General features: G+C 56.9%; 17 protein-coding genes. 12 read left to right on the forward strand and 5 right to left on the reverse strand.

Annotated features, from left to right (window positions below; all coding sequences use genetic code 11):
• Window positions 1–13: 13 nt before the first annotated feature.
• The 9 genes from ctaD to ispH all read left to right on the forward strand — a co-directional run bounded on the left by ctaD (window position 14) and on the right by ispH (window position 7608).
• Window positions 14–1693 carry a cytochrome c oxidase subunit I gene (gene ctaD / locus AVI_RS04150; RefSeq protein WP_015915162.1) on the forward strand — a complete coding sequence of 560 codons (1680 nt, stop codon included), beginning with the start codon at window positions 14–16 and terminating at the stop codon, window positions 1691–1693.
• Between the two features lie 73 nt (window positions 1694–1766).
• Window positions 1767–2723 (forward strand): heme o synthase, encoded by a 957-nt coding sequence (locus AVI_RS04155; protein WP_041696290.1) that lies wholly within the window; start codon window positions 1767–1769, stop codon window positions 2721–2723.
• Window positions 2723–2860, forward strand: coding sequence for a hypothetical protein (locus AVI_RS30275; RefSeq protein ID WP_015915164.1), 138 nt, complete (start codon window positions 2723–2725; stop codon window positions 2858–2860). The genes AVI_RS04155 and AVI_RS30275 overlap by 1 nt, the downstream gene beginning before the upstream one ends.
• A gap of 144 nt (window positions 2861–3004) precedes the next feature.
• Entirely contained in the window at window positions 3005–3622 is a 618-nt protein-coding gene (locus AVI_RS04165) for a cytochrome c oxidase assembly protein (RefSeq protein ID WP_015915165.1), read from the forward strand.
• 190 nt (window positions 3623–3812) lie between these two features.
• A complete protein-coding gene (locus tag AVI_RS04170; RefSeq protein ID WP_015915166.1) occupies window positions 3813–4691 on the forward strand; it encodes a cytochrome c oxidase subunit 3 in 879 nt (292 codons plus the stop codon).
• A gap of 238 nt (window positions 4692–4929) precedes the next feature.
• Window positions 4930–5310, forward strand: coding sequence for a DUF983 domain-containing protein (locus AVI_RS04175; protein ID WP_015915167.1), 381 nt, complete (start codon window positions 4930–4932; stop codon window positions 5308–5310).
• Between the two features lies 1 nt (window position 5311).
• Window positions 5312–6037, forward strand: a complete 726-nt coding sequence (locus AVI_RS04180; protein WP_015915168.1) for an SURF1 family protein — start codon at window positions 5312–5314, stop codon at window positions 6035–6037.
• Between the two features lie 162 nt (window positions 6038–6199).
• Window positions 6200–6571, forward strand: a complete 372-nt coding sequence (locus AVI_RS04185; protein WP_015915169.1) for a DUF1304 domain-containing protein — start codon at window positions 6200–6202, stop codon at window positions 6569–6571.
• A 14-nt stretch (window positions 6572–6585) separates the two neighbouring features.
• Window positions 6586–7608 (forward strand): 4-hydroxy-3-methylbut-2-enyl diphosphate reductase, encoded by a 1023-nt coding sequence (gene ispH / locus AVI_RS04190; protein WP_049777272.1) that lies wholly within the window; start codon window positions 6586–6588, stop codon window positions 7606–7608.
• Window positions 7609–7635: 27 nt separating this feature from the next.
• Here ispH and blaOXA read toward each other — a convergent pair whose 3' ends face one another.
• From blaOXA to AVI_RS04215, 5 genes are all read right to left on the reverse strand, one after another.
• Complete coding sequence (blaOXA, locus tag AVI_RS04195; protein ID WP_049777135.1) at window positions 7636–8442, reverse strand: class D beta-lactamase; 807 nt, start codon at window positions 8440–8442, stop codon at window positions 7636–7638.
• Window positions 8443–8578: 136 nt separating this feature from the next.
• The gene (locus tag AVI_RS04200) at window positions 8579–10342 is read right to left on the reverse strand and encodes an NAD(P)/FAD-dependent oxidoreductase (RefSeq protein ID WP_015915172.1); all 1764 of its coding nucleotides are present in this window, start codon (window positions 10340–10342) and stop codon (window positions 8579–8581) included.
• A 31-nt stretch (window positions 10343–10373) separates the two neighbouring features.
• Complete coding sequence (locus AVI_RS04205; RefSeq protein WP_015915173.1) at window positions 10374–10976, reverse strand: LysE family translocator; 603 nt, start codon at window positions 10974–10976, stop codon at window positions 10374–10376.
• A gap of 66 nt (window positions 10977–11042) precedes the next feature.
• Window positions 11043–12245 (reverse strand): pyridoxal phosphate-dependent aminotransferase, encoded by a 1203-nt coding sequence (locus tag AVI_RS04210; RefSeq protein ID WP_015915174.1) that lies wholly within the window; start codon window positions 12243–12245, stop codon window positions 11043–11045.
• A gap of 125 nt (window positions 12246–12370) precedes the next feature.
• Complete coding sequence (locus AVI_RS04215) at window positions 12371–12841, reverse strand: gamma-glutamylcyclotransferase family protein (RefSeq protein ID WP_015915175.1); 471 nt, start codon at window positions 12839–12841, stop codon at window positions 12371–12373.
• A gap of 311 nt (window positions 12842–13152) precedes the next feature.
• Here AVI_RS04215 and AVI_RS04220 point away from each other — a divergent pair, with 311 nt between their 5' ends.
• Genes AVI_RS04220 through AVI_RS04230 form a run of 3 tightly spaced genes read left to right on the forward strand, consistent with a single transcriptional unit; the run spans window position 13153 to window position 14914 of the window.
• Entirely contained in the window at window positions 13153–14118 is a 966-nt protein-coding gene (locus AVI_RS04220; protein ID WP_015915176.1) for a homoserine kinase, read from the forward strand.
• Window positions 14115–14579 (forward strand): ribonuclease HI, encoded by a 465-nt coding sequence (gene rnhA, locus AVI_RS04225; protein ID WP_015915177.1) that lies wholly within the window; start codon window positions 14115–14117, stop codon window positions 14577–14579. The genes AVI_RS04220 and rnhA overlap by 4 nt, the downstream gene beginning before the upstream one ends.
• Window positions 14580–14605: 26 nt before the next feature.
• Entirely contained in the window at window positions 14606–14914 is a 309-nt protein-coding gene (locus tag AVI_RS04230) for a Dabb family protein (RefSeq protein ID WP_015915178.1), read from the forward strand.
• The last annotated feature ends 60 nt before the right edge of the window (window positions 14915–14974 follow it).

Below are 14974 nucleotides of genomic sequence, written 5' to 3' on the forward strand. Positions count from 1 at the left end.
GGGAGTGAGGACAATGGCTGGACATACCGGCGAGGGCGCTCATGCACCCGAACATTCACACGATCATTCACATGATCACAAACCGGGCTTTGCCGCCCGCTGGCTGTTTTCGACCAATCATAAGGACATCGGCACGCTCTACCTGATCTTCGCCATTATCGCGGGCGTGATCGGCGGGGCGCTGTCGGTTGCCATGCGCATGGAATTGCAGGAGCCTGGCATCCAGATCTTCCACGGTCTGGCTGCGATGGTCTACGGCTTTGAGGGCGATGCCGCCATCGATGGCGGCAAGCACATGTATAATGTGTTCACCACCGCACATGCGTTGATCATGATCTTCTTCATGGTCATGCCAGCGTTGATCGGCGGTTTTGCCAACTGGATGATCCCGATCATGATCGGCGCGCCGGATATGGCGTTTCCGCGTCTCAACAACATCTCCTTCTGGCTGATCGTTCCGGCCTTCGTACTGCTCCTTCTGTCGATGTTTGTCGAAGGCCCTGCAGGTGCTTATGGTGTCGGCGGCGGCTGGACGATGTATCCGCCCTTGTCGACCTCCGGCCAGCCTGGCCCGGCGGTGGACCTGGCGATCTTCGCACTGCATGTGTCGGGTGCCTCGTCTATTCTCGGCGCCATCAACTTCATCACCACCATCCTCAACATGCGCGCGCCGGGCATGACCCTGCACAAGATGCCGCTGTTTGCCTGGTCGGTGTTGGTCACGGCTTTCCTGCTGCTTCTGTCCCTGCCGGTTCTGGCCGGTGGCATCACCATGCTGTTGACCGACCGTAATTTCGGTACGACATTCTTTGCCCCCGAAGGCGGTGGTGATCCGATCCTCTACCAGCACCTGTTCTGGTTCTTCGGACATCCGGAAGTCTATATCCTGATCCTGCCCGGTTTCGGCATCGTCAGCCATATCATCTCGACCTTCTCGAAAAAGCCGGTTTTCGGCTATCTCGGCATGGCCTATGCGATGGTGGCCATCGGCGCCGTCGGTTTCGTGGTCTGGGCGCATCACATGTATACGGTCGGCCTGTCGCTGTCGGCCCAACGCTATTTCGTCTTCGCAACCATGGTGATCGCAGTGCCGACCGGCATCAAGATCTTCTCGTGGATTGCCACCATGTGGGGTGGCTCGCTGTCCTTCCGCACTCCCATGGTCTGGGCCATCGGCTTCATCTTCCTGTTCACCGTTGGTGGTGTAACAGGCGTGCAGCTGGCCAATGCCGGTCTCGACCGTTCGCTGCATGACACCTATTACGTGGTGGCCCATTTCCACTATGTTCTGTCGCTGGGTGCCGTGTTTGCAATTTTCGCTGGCTGGTATTATTGGTTCCCGAAAATGTCGGGCTATATGTATAGCGAGTTCATCGGAAAGCTGCATTTCTGGGTGATGTTCATCGGCGTCAACATGGTGTTCTTCCCGCAGCACTTCCTGGGATTGGCTGGTATGCCGCGTCGATATATCGATTACCCGGATGCCTTTGCCGACTGGAACCGGATTTCATCCTACGGCTCCTATCTTTCAGGCGTCGCGGTGCTGATCTTCCTGTTCGGCGTGTTCGAGGCTTTCGCCAGGAAGCGTGTGGCAGGCGACAACCCATGGGGTGAAGGTGCGACCACACTGGAATGGCAGCTGTCTTCGCCGCCGCCATACCACCAGTGGGAACAGTTGCCCCGCATAAAATAGACATAAAAAAAGCCATCAACGCCGTGGATGAAGCCGCTGCGGCGTTGAGAACATGACAGGTCAGGACAGCATAATGGCAGCCATAGACAACAGCAACATCATCGGTCTGGACAGTGAGATCTGTCTGTCCGAAGCGGGCGCGAAGGATTTCTTCGCGCTTTTAAAGCCGCGGGTGATGTCGCTTGTGGTGTTCACGGCCTTCGCAGGTCTGGTGCTGGCACCAGGCACGATCAACCCCATTCTGGGTGTCATTGCCATCCTGTGCATTGCGGTTGGGGCTGGCGCCTCCGGCGCTCTCAATATGTGGTATGATGCCGATATCGATGCGGTGATGACCCGCACGGCGCGCCGCCCCATCCCGGCAGGCCGTATCCGTCCGCAGGAGGCGCTGGCCTTCGGCATCACGCTGTCGGTCTTTTCGGTCTCGATTCTTGGCCTCGCGGTCAATTGGTTCGCCGCCGCCTTTCTGGCCTTCACCATCCTGTTTTACGCTGTCGTCTATACGATGTGGCTGAAGCGCTCGACCCCGCAGAATATCGTCATTGGCGGCGCATCGGGTGCCTTTCCGCCGATGATCGGCTGGGCCTGCGTGACTGGTGGCGTGTCGCTGGATAGCGTCATTCTGTTCATGGTGATCTTCCTGTGGACGCCAGCACATTTCTGGGCCCTGGCGCTCTACAAGATGCGCGATTACGGCTCGGTCGGCGTGCCGATGATGCCGAATGTGGCAGGCGAAACCTCCACCAAGCGGCAGATGTTCGTCTATGCCGTGCTGACCGGGGTCTTTGCCGTGGCACCGGCTTTTACCGGGCTTGCTTCGCTCTGGTACGGGCTGGTGGCTGGTGTGCTGAGTGCCGTCTTTGTTGCCTGCTCCGTTGCCGTTTGGCGGATGCGAGAGGGCGATGAACGCATGGCACCGGCCCGCAAAATGTTTGCCTATTCGATCTTCTATCTGTTCGCGGTGTTTTCAGCCCTGCTGGTCGATCATTATGCGGCGAGTCTTCTCGCCCATGCGTCGGGAGCACTGTGATGGAAACGGTCAAACTTACGGAAGCCCAGAGGAAATCGAGACGCGGTCGCAATGTGGCGCTGGGCCTGGTGCTCGCTGGGCTTGTGGTGTTGTTTTACCTCGTGACGTTGGTGAAGATCAGCGGCATGGGACAATGAGCATGTTCTGATGCGTATGGTTCGTCATTCGACGATGCGCAGGCCGGAAATGCTCGATGTGAGAGAAGCGTTTAGCAGGGTTTTTGAAGCACAGACTGTTGACATACGCATACCATTGAAGCAGCGGCACGGGAGGAACGAGCCATGGCAGAACCGGGAGGCACGCAAGCGGGAGAGCGGCGCGGCAAGGGCAAGGACCTGACCGTGTTTTTCGCTTGCCTGGCGTTTGTCGGCGGCGTTACCGCCATGAGTTTTGCTGCGGCCCCGTTCTATCGGATGTATTGCCAGCTGACCGGCTATAACGGTACGACCCAGAGGGCAGAGCAGCCGTCATCGGTCATTCTTGACCGCAAGATGACGGTCACCTTCGATGCCAATGTCTCGCCCGGTCTGAACTGGGATTTCAAGCCGATGCAGGCATCCGTTGCCCCAAGGATCGGCGAAACCATTCAGGCCAATTATTCTGTCACCAATCGTTCGCCCTATCCAACCAAGGGGCAGGCGGTGTTCAACGTGACACCAATGGAAGCGGCGGTCTATTTCAACAAGATCGAGTGCTTCTGCTTTACCGAGACGGTGCTACAGCCCGGCCAGACGCTGGACATGCCAGTGGTCTTCTATATCGACCCTGACATCATGGCGCAGCCGGAGACCAAAAATATCGGAACGGTAACCTTGTCCTATACATTCTATCCGCATGGCGGCGAAAAGCCGGTGGCGGGGATTGCGCAGGACAAGGCCGCCGTTCAACCTAAGCTTTAACGGGCGGGTCCCGCTGTATCAAAGCGGCGGGCGCGGACCAGGAGCAAGGGTAGGAAATTAACAGTCTGTTCAAGAATTGCCATTTGCAGACGGCCAGCGGCGATTATTGGATAAACTGTAAGGGATGGAGTGATCGGCGGCGAGAGGCGGCTGATCATTTGAGGAGAGTTTTCAAGCGGGGATTGCTGACATGGCCGACGCCCATCAGAAACATCATGACTATCACATCATCGATCCGAGCCCATGGCCGATCCTGGCATCGCTCGGGGCCTTCATCCTGACCTTCGGCGGGGTCGGCTATATGCGCTACCTGCATGGTGGCTCGTTCAAGCTGTTTGGCATGGAGCTAGCGCATCCATGGCTGTTCTACATTGGTCTTGCCATCATCCTGTTCACCATGTTCGGCTGGTGGGCAGATACGATCAAGGAAGCCCATGAGGGTCACCATACGCGGGTCGTGTCGCTGCATTTGCGCTATGGCATGATCATGTTCATCGCGTCTGAAGTGATGTTCTTCGTCGCGTGGTTCTGGGCGTTTTTCGATGCCAGCCTGTTTCCCCATGAAGCCATCCAGGCCTCGCGGGTCGAGTTTACCGGCGGGCAATGGCCGCCAAAGGGTGTCGAAGTGCTCGATCCCTGGCACCTGCCGCTTTATAACACCGTCATCCTGCTGCTATCGGGTACCTGCGTTACCTGGGCGCATCATGCCATGCTGCACAATGACCGTAAGGGCATGATCAGCGGCCTGACGCTGACGGTGGTGCTCGGTGCGCTGTTCTCCTTTGTGCAGTTCTATGAATATATGCATGCGCCCTTCGCGTTCAAAAGCTCGATTTACGGCGCGACCTTCTTCATGGCCACCGGTTTTCATGGTTTCCACGTGCTGGTTGGCACGATCTTCCTGTTGGTCTGCCTGTTTCGGGCGCTGAAAGGCGATTTCACCCCGAAACAGCATTTTGGCTTTGAGGCGGCGGCCTGGTACTGGCACTTCGTCGACGTGGTCTGGCTGTTCCTGTTCTTCTCTATCTATATCTGGGGCGGATGGGGTGCGCCGCTGGCGCATGGCTAGAGCATTCCAGCAAACGTGCGGTGCGGTTTTGCGTCTGGAAATGCTCTAACCGCCAGCGAGCTGGAATTAACAAGGGCGGCGTCAAGAGCGCCGCCTTCTTGTTTGCAACAGGGCTTAGGACTGCGCCGAACGCGGAATCGGGTGTTCCCGAAAAGACAGACGAAACACGAAACGCGAGAGTTTGTGTGGTTTAATCTGAACCTCACAAACTCAGGAGTGAAAAGAGGATCTCGACGCCATGGCCAGCAATAGCGATTTCCCGCCGGTCGAACCGGTCCAGGCCGCCCTTTCGGTTTCCTGCCCGCGTTGCGGACGTGGCAAACTTTTTCAGGGACTGACCAAGCTGAAACCCGCCTGTAGCGCATGCGGCTTCGATTACAGCAGCATCGATCCCGGCGATGGGGCGTCGATTTTCGTTATTCTGATCGCCGATTTTCTGGTGGTTGGCCTGGCGCTTTACACGGAGGTCACGTATTCGCCGGGATTGTGGGTCCATTTTCTGATCTTTGGACCTTTGGCGATCGGATTGTCGCTCTGGCTGTTGCGCACCATCAAGGCGCTGTTGATTGCCTTGCAATACAAGCACAATGCCCATCCGGGCCAGATCGACCGGGAGTAGGATGGGTGCGATGACGCGTGTAAGGCTTGCCGCAAGCGGCTTTCTGGTGCTGGTCGCCCTGGCGCTGCTGGTCTCGCTTGGCACATGGCAAATGCATCGTCTGGCCTGGAAGGAGGGCCTGATTGCCGATATCGAATCGCGCCGCCATCAGCCCCCAGCCAGCGTCGAGGACATCGATGCGCTGGCGCGCGGTGGCGGAGATGTCGATTACCGGGCCATGACCGCCTCCGGCACCTATCTCAACGACAAGGAACGCCGTTTCCTGGCGACCTATGACGGCGATGCCGGTTTTTACATCTACACGCCGTTTCAGCTTGCCGATGGACATATTCTCTTCGTCAATCGCGGTTTTGTGCCGGAGCAGAAGAAGGAGCCTTCGACACGCATGGGTGGACAATTGCTGGGCCTCCAGCGCGTCACCGGCCTGGCGCGGGCGAAACTGGCGGAAAAGCCCTCCCGGTTGGTGCCGGACAATGATATCGCCAAGAATGTGTTTTATTGGAAAGATCTTGATGCCATGGCCGCCAGCACCGGGATCGATACGGCCAAGGTTCTGCCGTTTTTTCTGGATGCAGGGCCGTCGCCGGTGCCCGGCGGCCTGCCGATCGGCGGTGTCACGATGATCGACCTGCCCAATAGTCACCTGCAATATGCCTTGACCTGGTACGGTCTGGCGCTTGCTCTGGCGGTGATCGCAGTTATTTCGGTTTTCAGAAAGAAAACCTGACGTCATTTCCAGAATCAACAATAATGTGGATATTGTCAAAATGCTTGAACCCAATCGGTTCAAGCATAGATGCGCAATCCATCTGCATTTTTACTTTGTTTTCTTCGATATGGATTGCTGGAATTTTACTGCTTTCAACAATCTCGAACGGGGGTGAGAGATATGACGATATTCTTAATTGCGACAGTTTTGGTCGTTCTTGTCATGCTGGAACATATCTACATCATGGTGCTGGAAATGTTTCTCTGGACGACACCGCGCGCCCGGAAAATCTTCCGTAAAAGCCTGCAGGGCGCTGAAACCACTCGGGTGATGGCGGCCAATCAAGGTCTTTATAATGGATTTCTGGCCGCGGGCCTGTTCTGGGCACTTCTGCATCCGCTGCCGGCCATGGGGCTCCAGCTCAAGGTATTTTTTCTTGGCGCTGTGGTGGTTGCTGGCCTATATGGGGGGAGGACCGTGTCGCGGCGGATCTTCTTCGTCCAGGCCGCGCCGGCAGCGATTGCCCTGTTTTTGGTTTTACTGGCTGGATAACAATGACGACTGCAATGGACAAAACGCTTTTGGAAACCGGCTCGGTAACCCGGTCGCCATTGACGATCCGGCTGTGCGGTCCGCGCGGTTTTTGCGCCGGTGTCGACCGGGCGATCCAGATCGTCGTGCTGGCGCTGAAGGGCTATGGCGCGCCGGTCTATGTCCGTCATGAAATCGTCCACAACCGCTATGTGGTTGAGGGGCTGGAGGCCAAGGGGGCTGTCTTCGTCGAGGAACTGGATGAAATCCCGGTCGAGCATCGCCAGCAACCTGTGGTGTTTTCCGCCCATGGCGTGCCGAAATCCGTGCCGGAAGATGCGCAGAAGCGCAATCTCTTCTACCTCGATGCCACCTGTCCGCTGGTCTCGAAAGTCCATAAACAGGCCATGCGCCATCAACGGCTTGGCCGCCATGTCATCCTGATTGGTCACGCAGGCCACCCGGAAGTAATCGGCACCATGGGGCAATTGCCCGAAGGCACCGTTTCCCTGGTGGAAACCGTTGAGGATGCCGCCGTCTATCAGCCAATCGATCCCGAAAACCTCGGCTTCGTCACCCAGACCACGCTGTCGGTGGATGATACCGCAGGCGTGATTGCCAAATTGCAGGAGCGCTTTCCAGAGCTGAAGGCACCTGCTGCCGACAGTATTTGCTATGCCACCACCAACAGGCAGGAAGCGGTGAAACAGGCAGCGCCCGGCTGCGACCTGTTCGTCACCGTCGGCGCTCCCAATTCATCCAATTCCAAGCGGCTGGTGGAAGTGGCGTTGAAAGCTGGCGCCAAGCGCTCCATCCTGGTGCAGCGCGCCAGCGAGTTGGACTGGGACGCCATCGGTGAGATCCGCAGCCTTGGCCTGTCGGCGGGCGCATCGGCACCGGAAGTGGTGGTCAACGAAATCATCGAGGCCTTCAAGGCCCGCTTCGACGCGACAATCGAGCTGGCTGAATTTTCGATTGAGAACGAAAACTTCCTGGTCAACCGCGAATTGCGCTCCATCGAACTGACCCAGGACGACATGGCCTTCGTCAACGGGTGATGCAAGGCCTAGTCGGAAAGGCCCTGTTCACTTGCTGGCCAGCAACTCTGGCAGTTCTTCCAGCAAAGCGTCGCGCGCCCGACCCCCAGGGGTGATCTGGTCTTTTTTCTCATCCTGAATGAGACGGGCAAACACATAGGTCTGTTTGCCTTTGCTGGCCCAGCCGACATACCAGCCCCATCCACGGCTATAATCGAACGCGGTGTCCGAAAGACGAGGGAAGGCCGCGCCGGTTTTACCGTGCACGGTCCAGCCATCGGCGATCTGGCGTTGCTCAACGATGGCCAGTGTCTTGTCCATGGCTTCGGGGCGAACGGGCAGCTGATGCTGGACCAGCTTTCTTAGGAAGGCGACCTGTTCCAGCGGCGAAATCTTCAAGGAGGAGGCAATCCATGCCCGCTCCAGACCATTGTTTTTGCCAGGATCGCCGGAAAAATCGGCATTGCCATAGGCAAATTTCGTCGCATAATCACGAAGCTTGTCTTGCCCAAGCGTCCTGGTGATCTGCTGGGAATACCAGACGACGGAGTATTTCATCCAGCGCACCGGATCGGTCGGCTGTTTCCAATTGTCGCCGCCCCAATCCACATAACCCTGTTTAAACGGCAGGGTCGGATTATGCTCGTCCTTCAGGTAAGTGGCATCATAGCCTATCACGCTGAGGGCGACCTTGAAGGTGGAAGCGGGCGTGACACGCTCCGCACAATTGCCGTCCTGGACCAAGGTCTTCCCGGTTTTGCTATCGGCAATGACCGTGCAAATCGTTCCAGCCTGCGCCGTGGACGCTAAAAAGCTGGCTGCGATCAGTGTCAGCGCGATTTGCCCTAATTTCACAGCCTGTTCCTCTTCTCGATTGCGACGAAAGTCCGCTATTGTCGCGGGATTACCATGGCAATCGGAAAATATCGGCAGCATTATGGTTGGTAATGATCTGCGTTGGTTGCTGCCTGTGATTGCATGGAATAGGTGATCAGGTCATCCACATATCTGTTTGGGTCATCAGAGACAGCCGGTCGGTGTGGTAATCAATGTGCATCTGGTGATGATTGTTGCGCATGGCGGCCAGAATGGCCGAGGCAATGGCTGGGGCTTGTGCAAAGCCGCCCGTATTGTGTCCGCCCACCAGAACCACGCAGCATGCCTTGGATTTGTAGGTCTCGAACAGGCCGAGACCGGAAGGTGTCCAGGGCCGCACGCAGTATTTCAGTGTTTCACGCAGGCTGCCTGCCTCGATCAAGCTCTGATATTGCTCAGGAAAACAGGTGGCAGCGGTATCGATCAGGCCGTCATAGATGGTATTGAGAAGGTCCTCGTCGATATTATTGGGGTTAAAGCCTGTAAAGCCATAGCCTGAGCCGATGATGGCGGCGCGTTCCCCTTGTTCGCCCCAGCCGATGGTGACATTGGCATCTTCCGTAACATGGTTCTTGCGCGCCAGTTTCAAGGAATTGCGCAGCAGGCCTTGCGGGTCGGGCAGCGAGAGCCACGCGCCCAGCACGCCGCAAATCTGGCGGTGCGAGGCGGTCTTTGCAATTGCCGCGCCTGCATAGACCCCCGGTGAGATCACCAGATTGCCGGTCACGCGCTCGCCGGTGGAGAGTACGACATGATCTACCTGACCATCAAAGCGGGTCGGCATGCTGGTCATCTCGGTATTCCACTCAAACACGACCCCGCGACCCTCATACCGATCCAGCAAATTGGCCATGAAGCGATGCAGATTGAGGGTGAAACCCTGAACATAGACGCCCCCCGAAATTTCGCCAGCCTCAATGGCCCGGCGCAGGATGGGCTGCTCGGCGGCAATCTCGTCCAGAGAGGCATTTCTCAAGGTCGCGCCGATGCGGTCCTGGCGGCTTTTGGAGCGTTGAAAATGGGTGGCGTCCGAATAGACCCGCAGGATGTCGCGTTGCAGACCAGATGCGGCAAACAGCTCCGGCTCCCTGGCGATCCAGTCGTCCCAGAGGGGATGGCTCTCCCGATTGAAGCGGAAGATCGAGTCGTTATAGTTTTCGGCCAGCCAGCCCGGAACACTCTCGAAAGAGGCGATCCAATCGCGCTCGGCCTCCTTGAGGCTGCTGGATGGCGCAACGTTCCAGCCGCGCTCGGTCACGGGCCGTGAAAATTGCCAGTTCATGTCACCATGGATGTTACGGCAATTGTAATTGTCCATTTCTGACAGGGTAAACATGCGCGCGTCGCCACCGCCCGCACTGCATCCCAGCGATCGCCAATCGGTCTTGCGGCGCGGATCGGGTCGGGCATCGATGATCCGGACACTATAGCCTGCCTCAATGGCGTAATGGGCGGTGATCAGATTGACAATACCGGCACCGATGAATGTCACCTCTTCGCGCAGATCCGTATGGACGCCCCCGCCGAACTGATCGTTGCAGATGCATTGTTCGGCATCCCTGAAGGCGGCGACCACGCTGGTCGCCGGGCCGAGAACGGTGATCTGGCTGGTTGCCAATTGCCGCTGCCAGGCCTTGTCGGTTCCAGCTTCGCCATAAACCGCGACATAGACGGGTTTGTTGGCGGCGCGCGACCATTCGGCCAGCACATCGGCGTCCACCCTGTCGGCGGTAACAATCACCGAGACGGGATTTTGCCGCAGGAAACGCGACAGGTGCCGAGGCCCCTTGCGGACCAGGTCATGGCGGAAGAGCAAGGTATCCGTGGCCAGATCCTCGAGGATCTCATTGTCCACGCGCGAAAGAAGAAGAACATTCATGCTGGCCTCGGAGGGTTGGTGAGAAAAATGATCAGTTCATGACGACATAGATCGCGGTGCCGATCAGCAGCGCGGCCATGGTGTAATTGAACACGCGCAGATAGGTCGGATTGGACAGAAGCGAGCGGATGCCGACCCCGAAACTGGCCCAGAGCGATGAAGAGACGATGTTCACAGCTGTGCAGACGGTAAAAATCGCCACGCCGGAAGCAAGGATGGAGGTTCCGGTCGGCATGAAGATCGACGCTGTTGTTGTCGCCTTGACCCATGCCTTCGGGTTGATGAATTGAAACGACGCCGCCTCAATAAAGGTCAGGGGCTGTGGCGCGGATTTGGCATTGGCAACCCTGGCGCCGATCAGCTTCAGGGAAAGATAGATCAGATAGGCAGCGCCCGCCCATTTCAGCAGGGTTTGCAGCGCCGGAAAATAGTCAAACAGAATACCAAAGCCGACGCACAGCAAGAATGTCTGTACCGCGCAGCCCATGGCAATGCCCAGAATATGCGGGCCGGTGCGCGTGAAGCCGAAGTTGACGCCCGACATCGTCAGCATGACGTTGTTGGGGCCGGGTGTGACGGACATTGTCCAGTAATAGAGGGCTAATGCCAGGTACGAAATTCCGAGAATAGTCATGATTTTTCCAATCGCGGAGCTTCGCTGAAGCCGCGTTTACAGTGCTCGATAAAAATGGGTGTCGAATTATCGCAGGTTGCCGCAGAATTCCTGAATTCGGTGGCAGGCAGAGGTAATGGCGGCTTCATCCGTGGCATAGGACAGGCGGAAATTTCCAGCCTGCCCGAAGGCGGAGCCGTGAACGGCGGCGACGCCTTTTTCCTCCAGCAATGCGGTGACGAACTCTTCATCCGTCTCGATCAGCCGACCGCCTTCCGTCGTCTTGCCGAAGGTGCTTTCGCAGGAGGGAAACACATAGAAGGCCCCCTCCGGCAGTAGGCAGGTCAAGCCATTGGCCTGATTGAGCATGGAGGTGATCAGGTGACGGCGATTGTCGAAGGCGGTGCGAAATTGCACCAGATGGTCCTGCGGTCCATCCATGGCGGCGACGGCGGCCCATTGGGCAATCGAGCAGGTGCCCGATGTTTGCTGGCCTTGCAGCAGCACCATGGCATCGATCAGCACTTTCGGACCTGCGGCATAGCCCAGCCGCCAGCCGGTCATGGCATAGGCCTTGGAAACGCCATTGACGGTCAGGGTGCGGTCCTTCAGGCCGGGCTCGATCTGCGCGCCGGTGACATATTGAAAATCGCCATAGACCAGATGCTCATACATGTCGTCGGTCAAAAGCCAGACATGCGGATGGCGCATCAGCACATCGGTCAGCGCTTTCAACTCGTCATGGGTATAGGCAGCACCCGATGGATTGGACGGCGAATTCAGCAAGACCCAGCGGGTGCGTGGCGTGATCGCCTGTTCCAGATCCTCGGGCCGCAGCTTGAAGGCCGCCTTCTGCGTGGTGGCAACCCGCACCGGTACGCCGCCGCATAGCGAGACCATTTCCGGGTAGGAGACCCAGTAGGGGGCGGGAATGATCACTTCGTCGCCGGGATTGAGGCTGGCCCGCAGCGCATTGTAGATCACATGCTTGGCACCTGTGCCGACGATGGTTTCATCAACGCGGTAGGAGAGCTGGTTTTCGCGCTGAAACTTGCGCACGATGGCCTCGCGCAATTCAGGAATGCCGGCAACATTGGTATATTTGGTCTCGCCGCGCTGGATCGCAGCAATAGCCGCTGCCTTGATATGGTCAGGCGTGTCGAAATCCGGCTCACCGGTGGACATGGAAATCACATCGACACCGGCCAGCTTCAGCGATCGCGCTTTTTGGCTGATGGTGATGGTTTCCGACGGACGGATTTCAGACACGGAACGGGCAACTATCGTCATGATACAGATCTTCCTCACCCCTGTTGCATCAGAATGCGCAGCGGTTTGCGATAACGGGATAGACTTAAAATACGGGGTGGAGAAATGCGGACGGAAGACCGCTTCACCCTTTTGCGCGACATGCTCTAGTCGGGCATGACAGGCAGGGACTTCAAATAGTCGATATAGGCAGCGGGCAGAACATCGGCACCCGCCAGGATGTGGTTCATATAGCCGGTTCTCGGTTTGAGACCGTCCACATTATGCTTCAGGGAAATATAGGTGATGGCCTTGACCGTCGTATGGGTGCTCATATCGACGACATCGACTTCAAGCTGTTCATATTGTTGGGTTTCAACATTTTCATAGATATCGAGAATGTCGAAACCGGCCTGCGGCATCAGATTCAGTGTACCGAAGATATGGGCCGCAGTATTGGGCTGGATATTGGCGGCACCGGCTCCCGGAAAATAGGCGGATGGCTTATTGAATACCAATTCATATCCATCCAGACGCCCAAGTCCGCGCGAGACGGAATAGATGCCACCTTTATTCAGGCGCTCTTTCTCAAGGCGATCTACATCGAGATTGGACCCATAGGCGAAGTAATATTTCATTGCAATATATCTCTTCTATGGGTAAATTCTGATTCTGAGTATTTATCTCATATATCGATGATGATGATTACATTTATGTAGTATTACAGATTTCAATTTGTTTTTAATGCTTCAAAAATAAAGCAAAAAATACGTTGCAGATTAATTATGATTTCATTTGAAAACTGTCAATGCAATTTATGGGTTATATAAAATATTTTTCACCTTTTATATGTGACCATTTTTTGTGCCTCCATCCATGCCGGGGCTGGCTCTCGCGTTCGTGTCATTGTATCCCTGTGCGCCAATCAACCGGAATGCGGACCCGATCTGTGGCAGTTTATACCGACATCAACGAGGTCGACCTCAAAGACTTCCTCGCACACTATGACACTGGCGAACTCCTGTCCTTCAAGGGCATTGCCGAGGGCGTGGAAAATTCCAATTTCCTGCTGCATACGACCAAAGGTGCGTTGATCCTTACGCTCTATGAAAAGCGCGTGGAGAAAGATGACCTGCCGTTTTTCCTAGGGTTGATGCATCACCTCTCTGCCAAGGGTCTCAATTGCCCGCTGCCGCTGCCGCGCAAGGATGGCGCTTTGCTGGGCGAATTGTCCGGACGCCCTGCGGCGCTGATTTCCTTTCTGGAAGGCATGTGGCTTCGCAAGCCGGAAACCCAGCATTGCCGGGCGGTGGGCGAGGCCTTGGCGACGATGCATCTTGCGGCAGAGGGATTTGCGCTGAGGCGCGACAATGCGCTGGATCTTGCTGGCTGGCAGGCGCTGTGGCCAAAGGCGCGCGCCCGCGCCGATGAGGTCTCTCCCGGCCTTAAGGCGGAAATCGATGCCGAGTTGGTGCATCTGGCCGGGCAATGGCCGAAGGATCTTCCCGCAGGCGTTATCCATGCCGATCTGTTTCCCGACAATGTCTTCTTCCTTGGCGACCAATTGTCAGGACTGATCGACTTCTATTTCGCCTGCAACGACTTTCTGGCCTATGACCTGTCGATCTGCCTGAATGCCTGGTGCTTCGAAAAGGACGGCAGCTATAATATCACCAAGGGCAAAGCGATGATCGACGGTTATCTCGCGGTTCGCTCCCTGTCCCCGGCCGAGGTTGCCGCCATGCCGGTTCTGTGCCGCGGCTCAGCGCTGCGCTTTCTGCTGACCCGGCTTTACGACTGGCTGACCACGCCGGAAGGCGCCATGGTGGTGAAGAAGGAGCCGCTGGAATATCTGCGCAAGCTGCGCTTCCACCAAGCGGTCGAGACCGCTGCCGAATACGGGTGGCCGCAATGAAACATGTCGACATCTTCACCGATGGCGCCTGTTCCGGTAATCCGGGTCCGGGCGGCTGGGGCGCGGTTCTGCGCTACGGCGAGGTAGAAAAAGATCTCTGCGGCGGCGAGGCGGATACCACCAACAACCGTATGGAATTGCTGGCGGCGATCACCGCGCTGAACACGCTGAAGACCCCATGCGAGGTCGATCTGCATACCGACAGCAAATATGTGATGGACGGCATTTCCAAATGGATCTTCGGCTGGAAGAAAAACGGCTGGAAGACCGCTGACAAGAAGCCGGTGAAAAACGGCGAGCTGTGGCAACAGCTCGACGCCGCCAACCAGCGTCACAAGGTCACTTGGCACTGGGTCAAGGGCCATGCCGGTCATCCCGAAAACGAACGGGCCGATGAACTGGCCCGCAAGGGCATGGAACCCTTCAAAAAGGGCGGTGCAGGCTCGAAGCCAATCTTATAATCGCACAATCCCACAAGGAGTTACCGATGATCTATCACTGCGTTTTTCTGCGGTTCAAGTCGGCGGTCTCTGACGCTGAGAAACAGTCGATCTATGATGCCATCAGTGCATTGAAGGAGGTTGTGCCGGGTATGCTGGAGGTCCGCGCCGGTCAGAATGTGTCGCCGGAAGGTTTGAATGGCGGCTTTGTCGATGGGTTCATCGTCCGTTTCGAAGACGCCACGGTGCGCGATTATTATCTGAAACATCCCGATCATATCGCGGTTGGCGACCGTATCGTCGCCGCGACGGATGGCGGGTTGTCTGGCATCCTGGTCTTCGACCTCGAGGCATAAAAAGTGGCCGTCCCGGCAGGTGTAGGGTTGATCGGGGCGGCCCTATCAGGCTGATTGTGA

This window comes from Allorhizobium ampelinum S4 (assembly GCF_000016285.1).
In the GTDB taxonomy this organism is placed as follows: Bacteria; Pseudomonadota; Alphaproteobacteria; order Rhizobiales; family Rhizobiaceae; genus Allorhizobium; species Allorhizobium ampelinum.

What these genes read in the sequence shown, in the direction of transcription:
- AVI_RS30275 (WP_015915164.1), top strand. Translation starts at nt 2,723, where the DNA reads ATGGAAACGGTCAAACTTACGGAAGCCCAGAGGAAATCGAGACGCGGT.
- AVI_RS04165 (WP_015915165.1), top strand. Translation starts at nt 3,005, where the DNA reads ATGGCAGAACCGGGAGGCACGCAAGCGGGAGAGCGGCGCGGCAAGGGC.
- AVI_RS04185 (WP_015915169.1), top strand. Translation starts at nt 6,200, where the DNA reads ATGACGATATTCTTAATTGCGACAGTTTTGGTCGTTCTTGTCATGCTG.
- AVI_RS04230 (WP_015915178.1), top strand. Translation starts at nt 14,606, where the DNA reads ATGATCTATCACTGCGTTTTTCTGCGGTTCAAGTCGGCGGTCTCTGAC.
- rnhA (WP_015915177.1), top strand. Translation starts at nt 14,115, where the DNA reads ATGAAACATGTCGACATCTTCACCGATGGCGCCTGTTCCGGTAATCCG.
- AVI_RS04210 (WP_015915174.1), bottom strand. Translation starts at nt 12,245, where the DNA reads ATGACGATAGTTGCCCGTTCCGTGTCTGAAATCCGTCCGTCGGAAACC.
- ctaD (WP_015915162.1), top strand. Translation starts at nt 14, where the DNA reads ATGGCTGGACATACCGGCGAGGGCGCTCATGCACCCGAACATTCACAC.
- AVI_RS04205 (WP_015915173.1), bottom strand. Translation starts at nt 10,976, where the DNA reads ATGACTATTCTCGGAATTTCGTACCTGGCATTAGCCCTCTATTACTGG.
- AVI_RS04200 (WP_015915172.1), bottom strand. Translation starts at nt 10,342, where the DNA reads ATGAATGTTCTTCTTCTTTCGCGCGTGGACAATGAGATCCTCGAGGAT.
- AVI_RS04170 (WP_015915166.1), top strand. Translation starts at nt 3,813, where the DNA reads ATGGCCGACGCCCATCAGAAACATCATGACTATCACATCATCGATCCG.
- ispH (WP_049777272.1), top strand. Translation starts at nt 6,586, where the DNA reads ATGGACAAAACGCTTTTGGAAACCGGCTCGGTAACCCGGTCGCCATTG.
- AVI_RS04155 (WP_041696290.1), top strand. Translation starts at nt 1,767, where the DNA reads ATGGCAGCCATAGACAACAGCAACATCATCGGTCTGGACAGTGAGATC.
- AVI_RS04180 (WP_015915168.1), top strand. Translation starts at nt 5,312, where the DNA reads ATGGGTGCGATGACGCGTGTAAGGCTTGCCGCAAGCGGCTTTCTGGTG.
- AVI_RS04215 (WP_015915175.1), bottom strand. Translation starts at nt 12,841, where the DNA reads ATGAAATATTACTTCGCCTATGGGTCCAATCTCGATGTAGATCGCCTT.
- AVI_RS04175 (WP_015915167.1), top strand. Translation starts at nt 4,930, where the DNA reads ATGGCCAGCAATAGCGATTTCCCGCCGGTCGAACCGGTCCAGGCCGCC.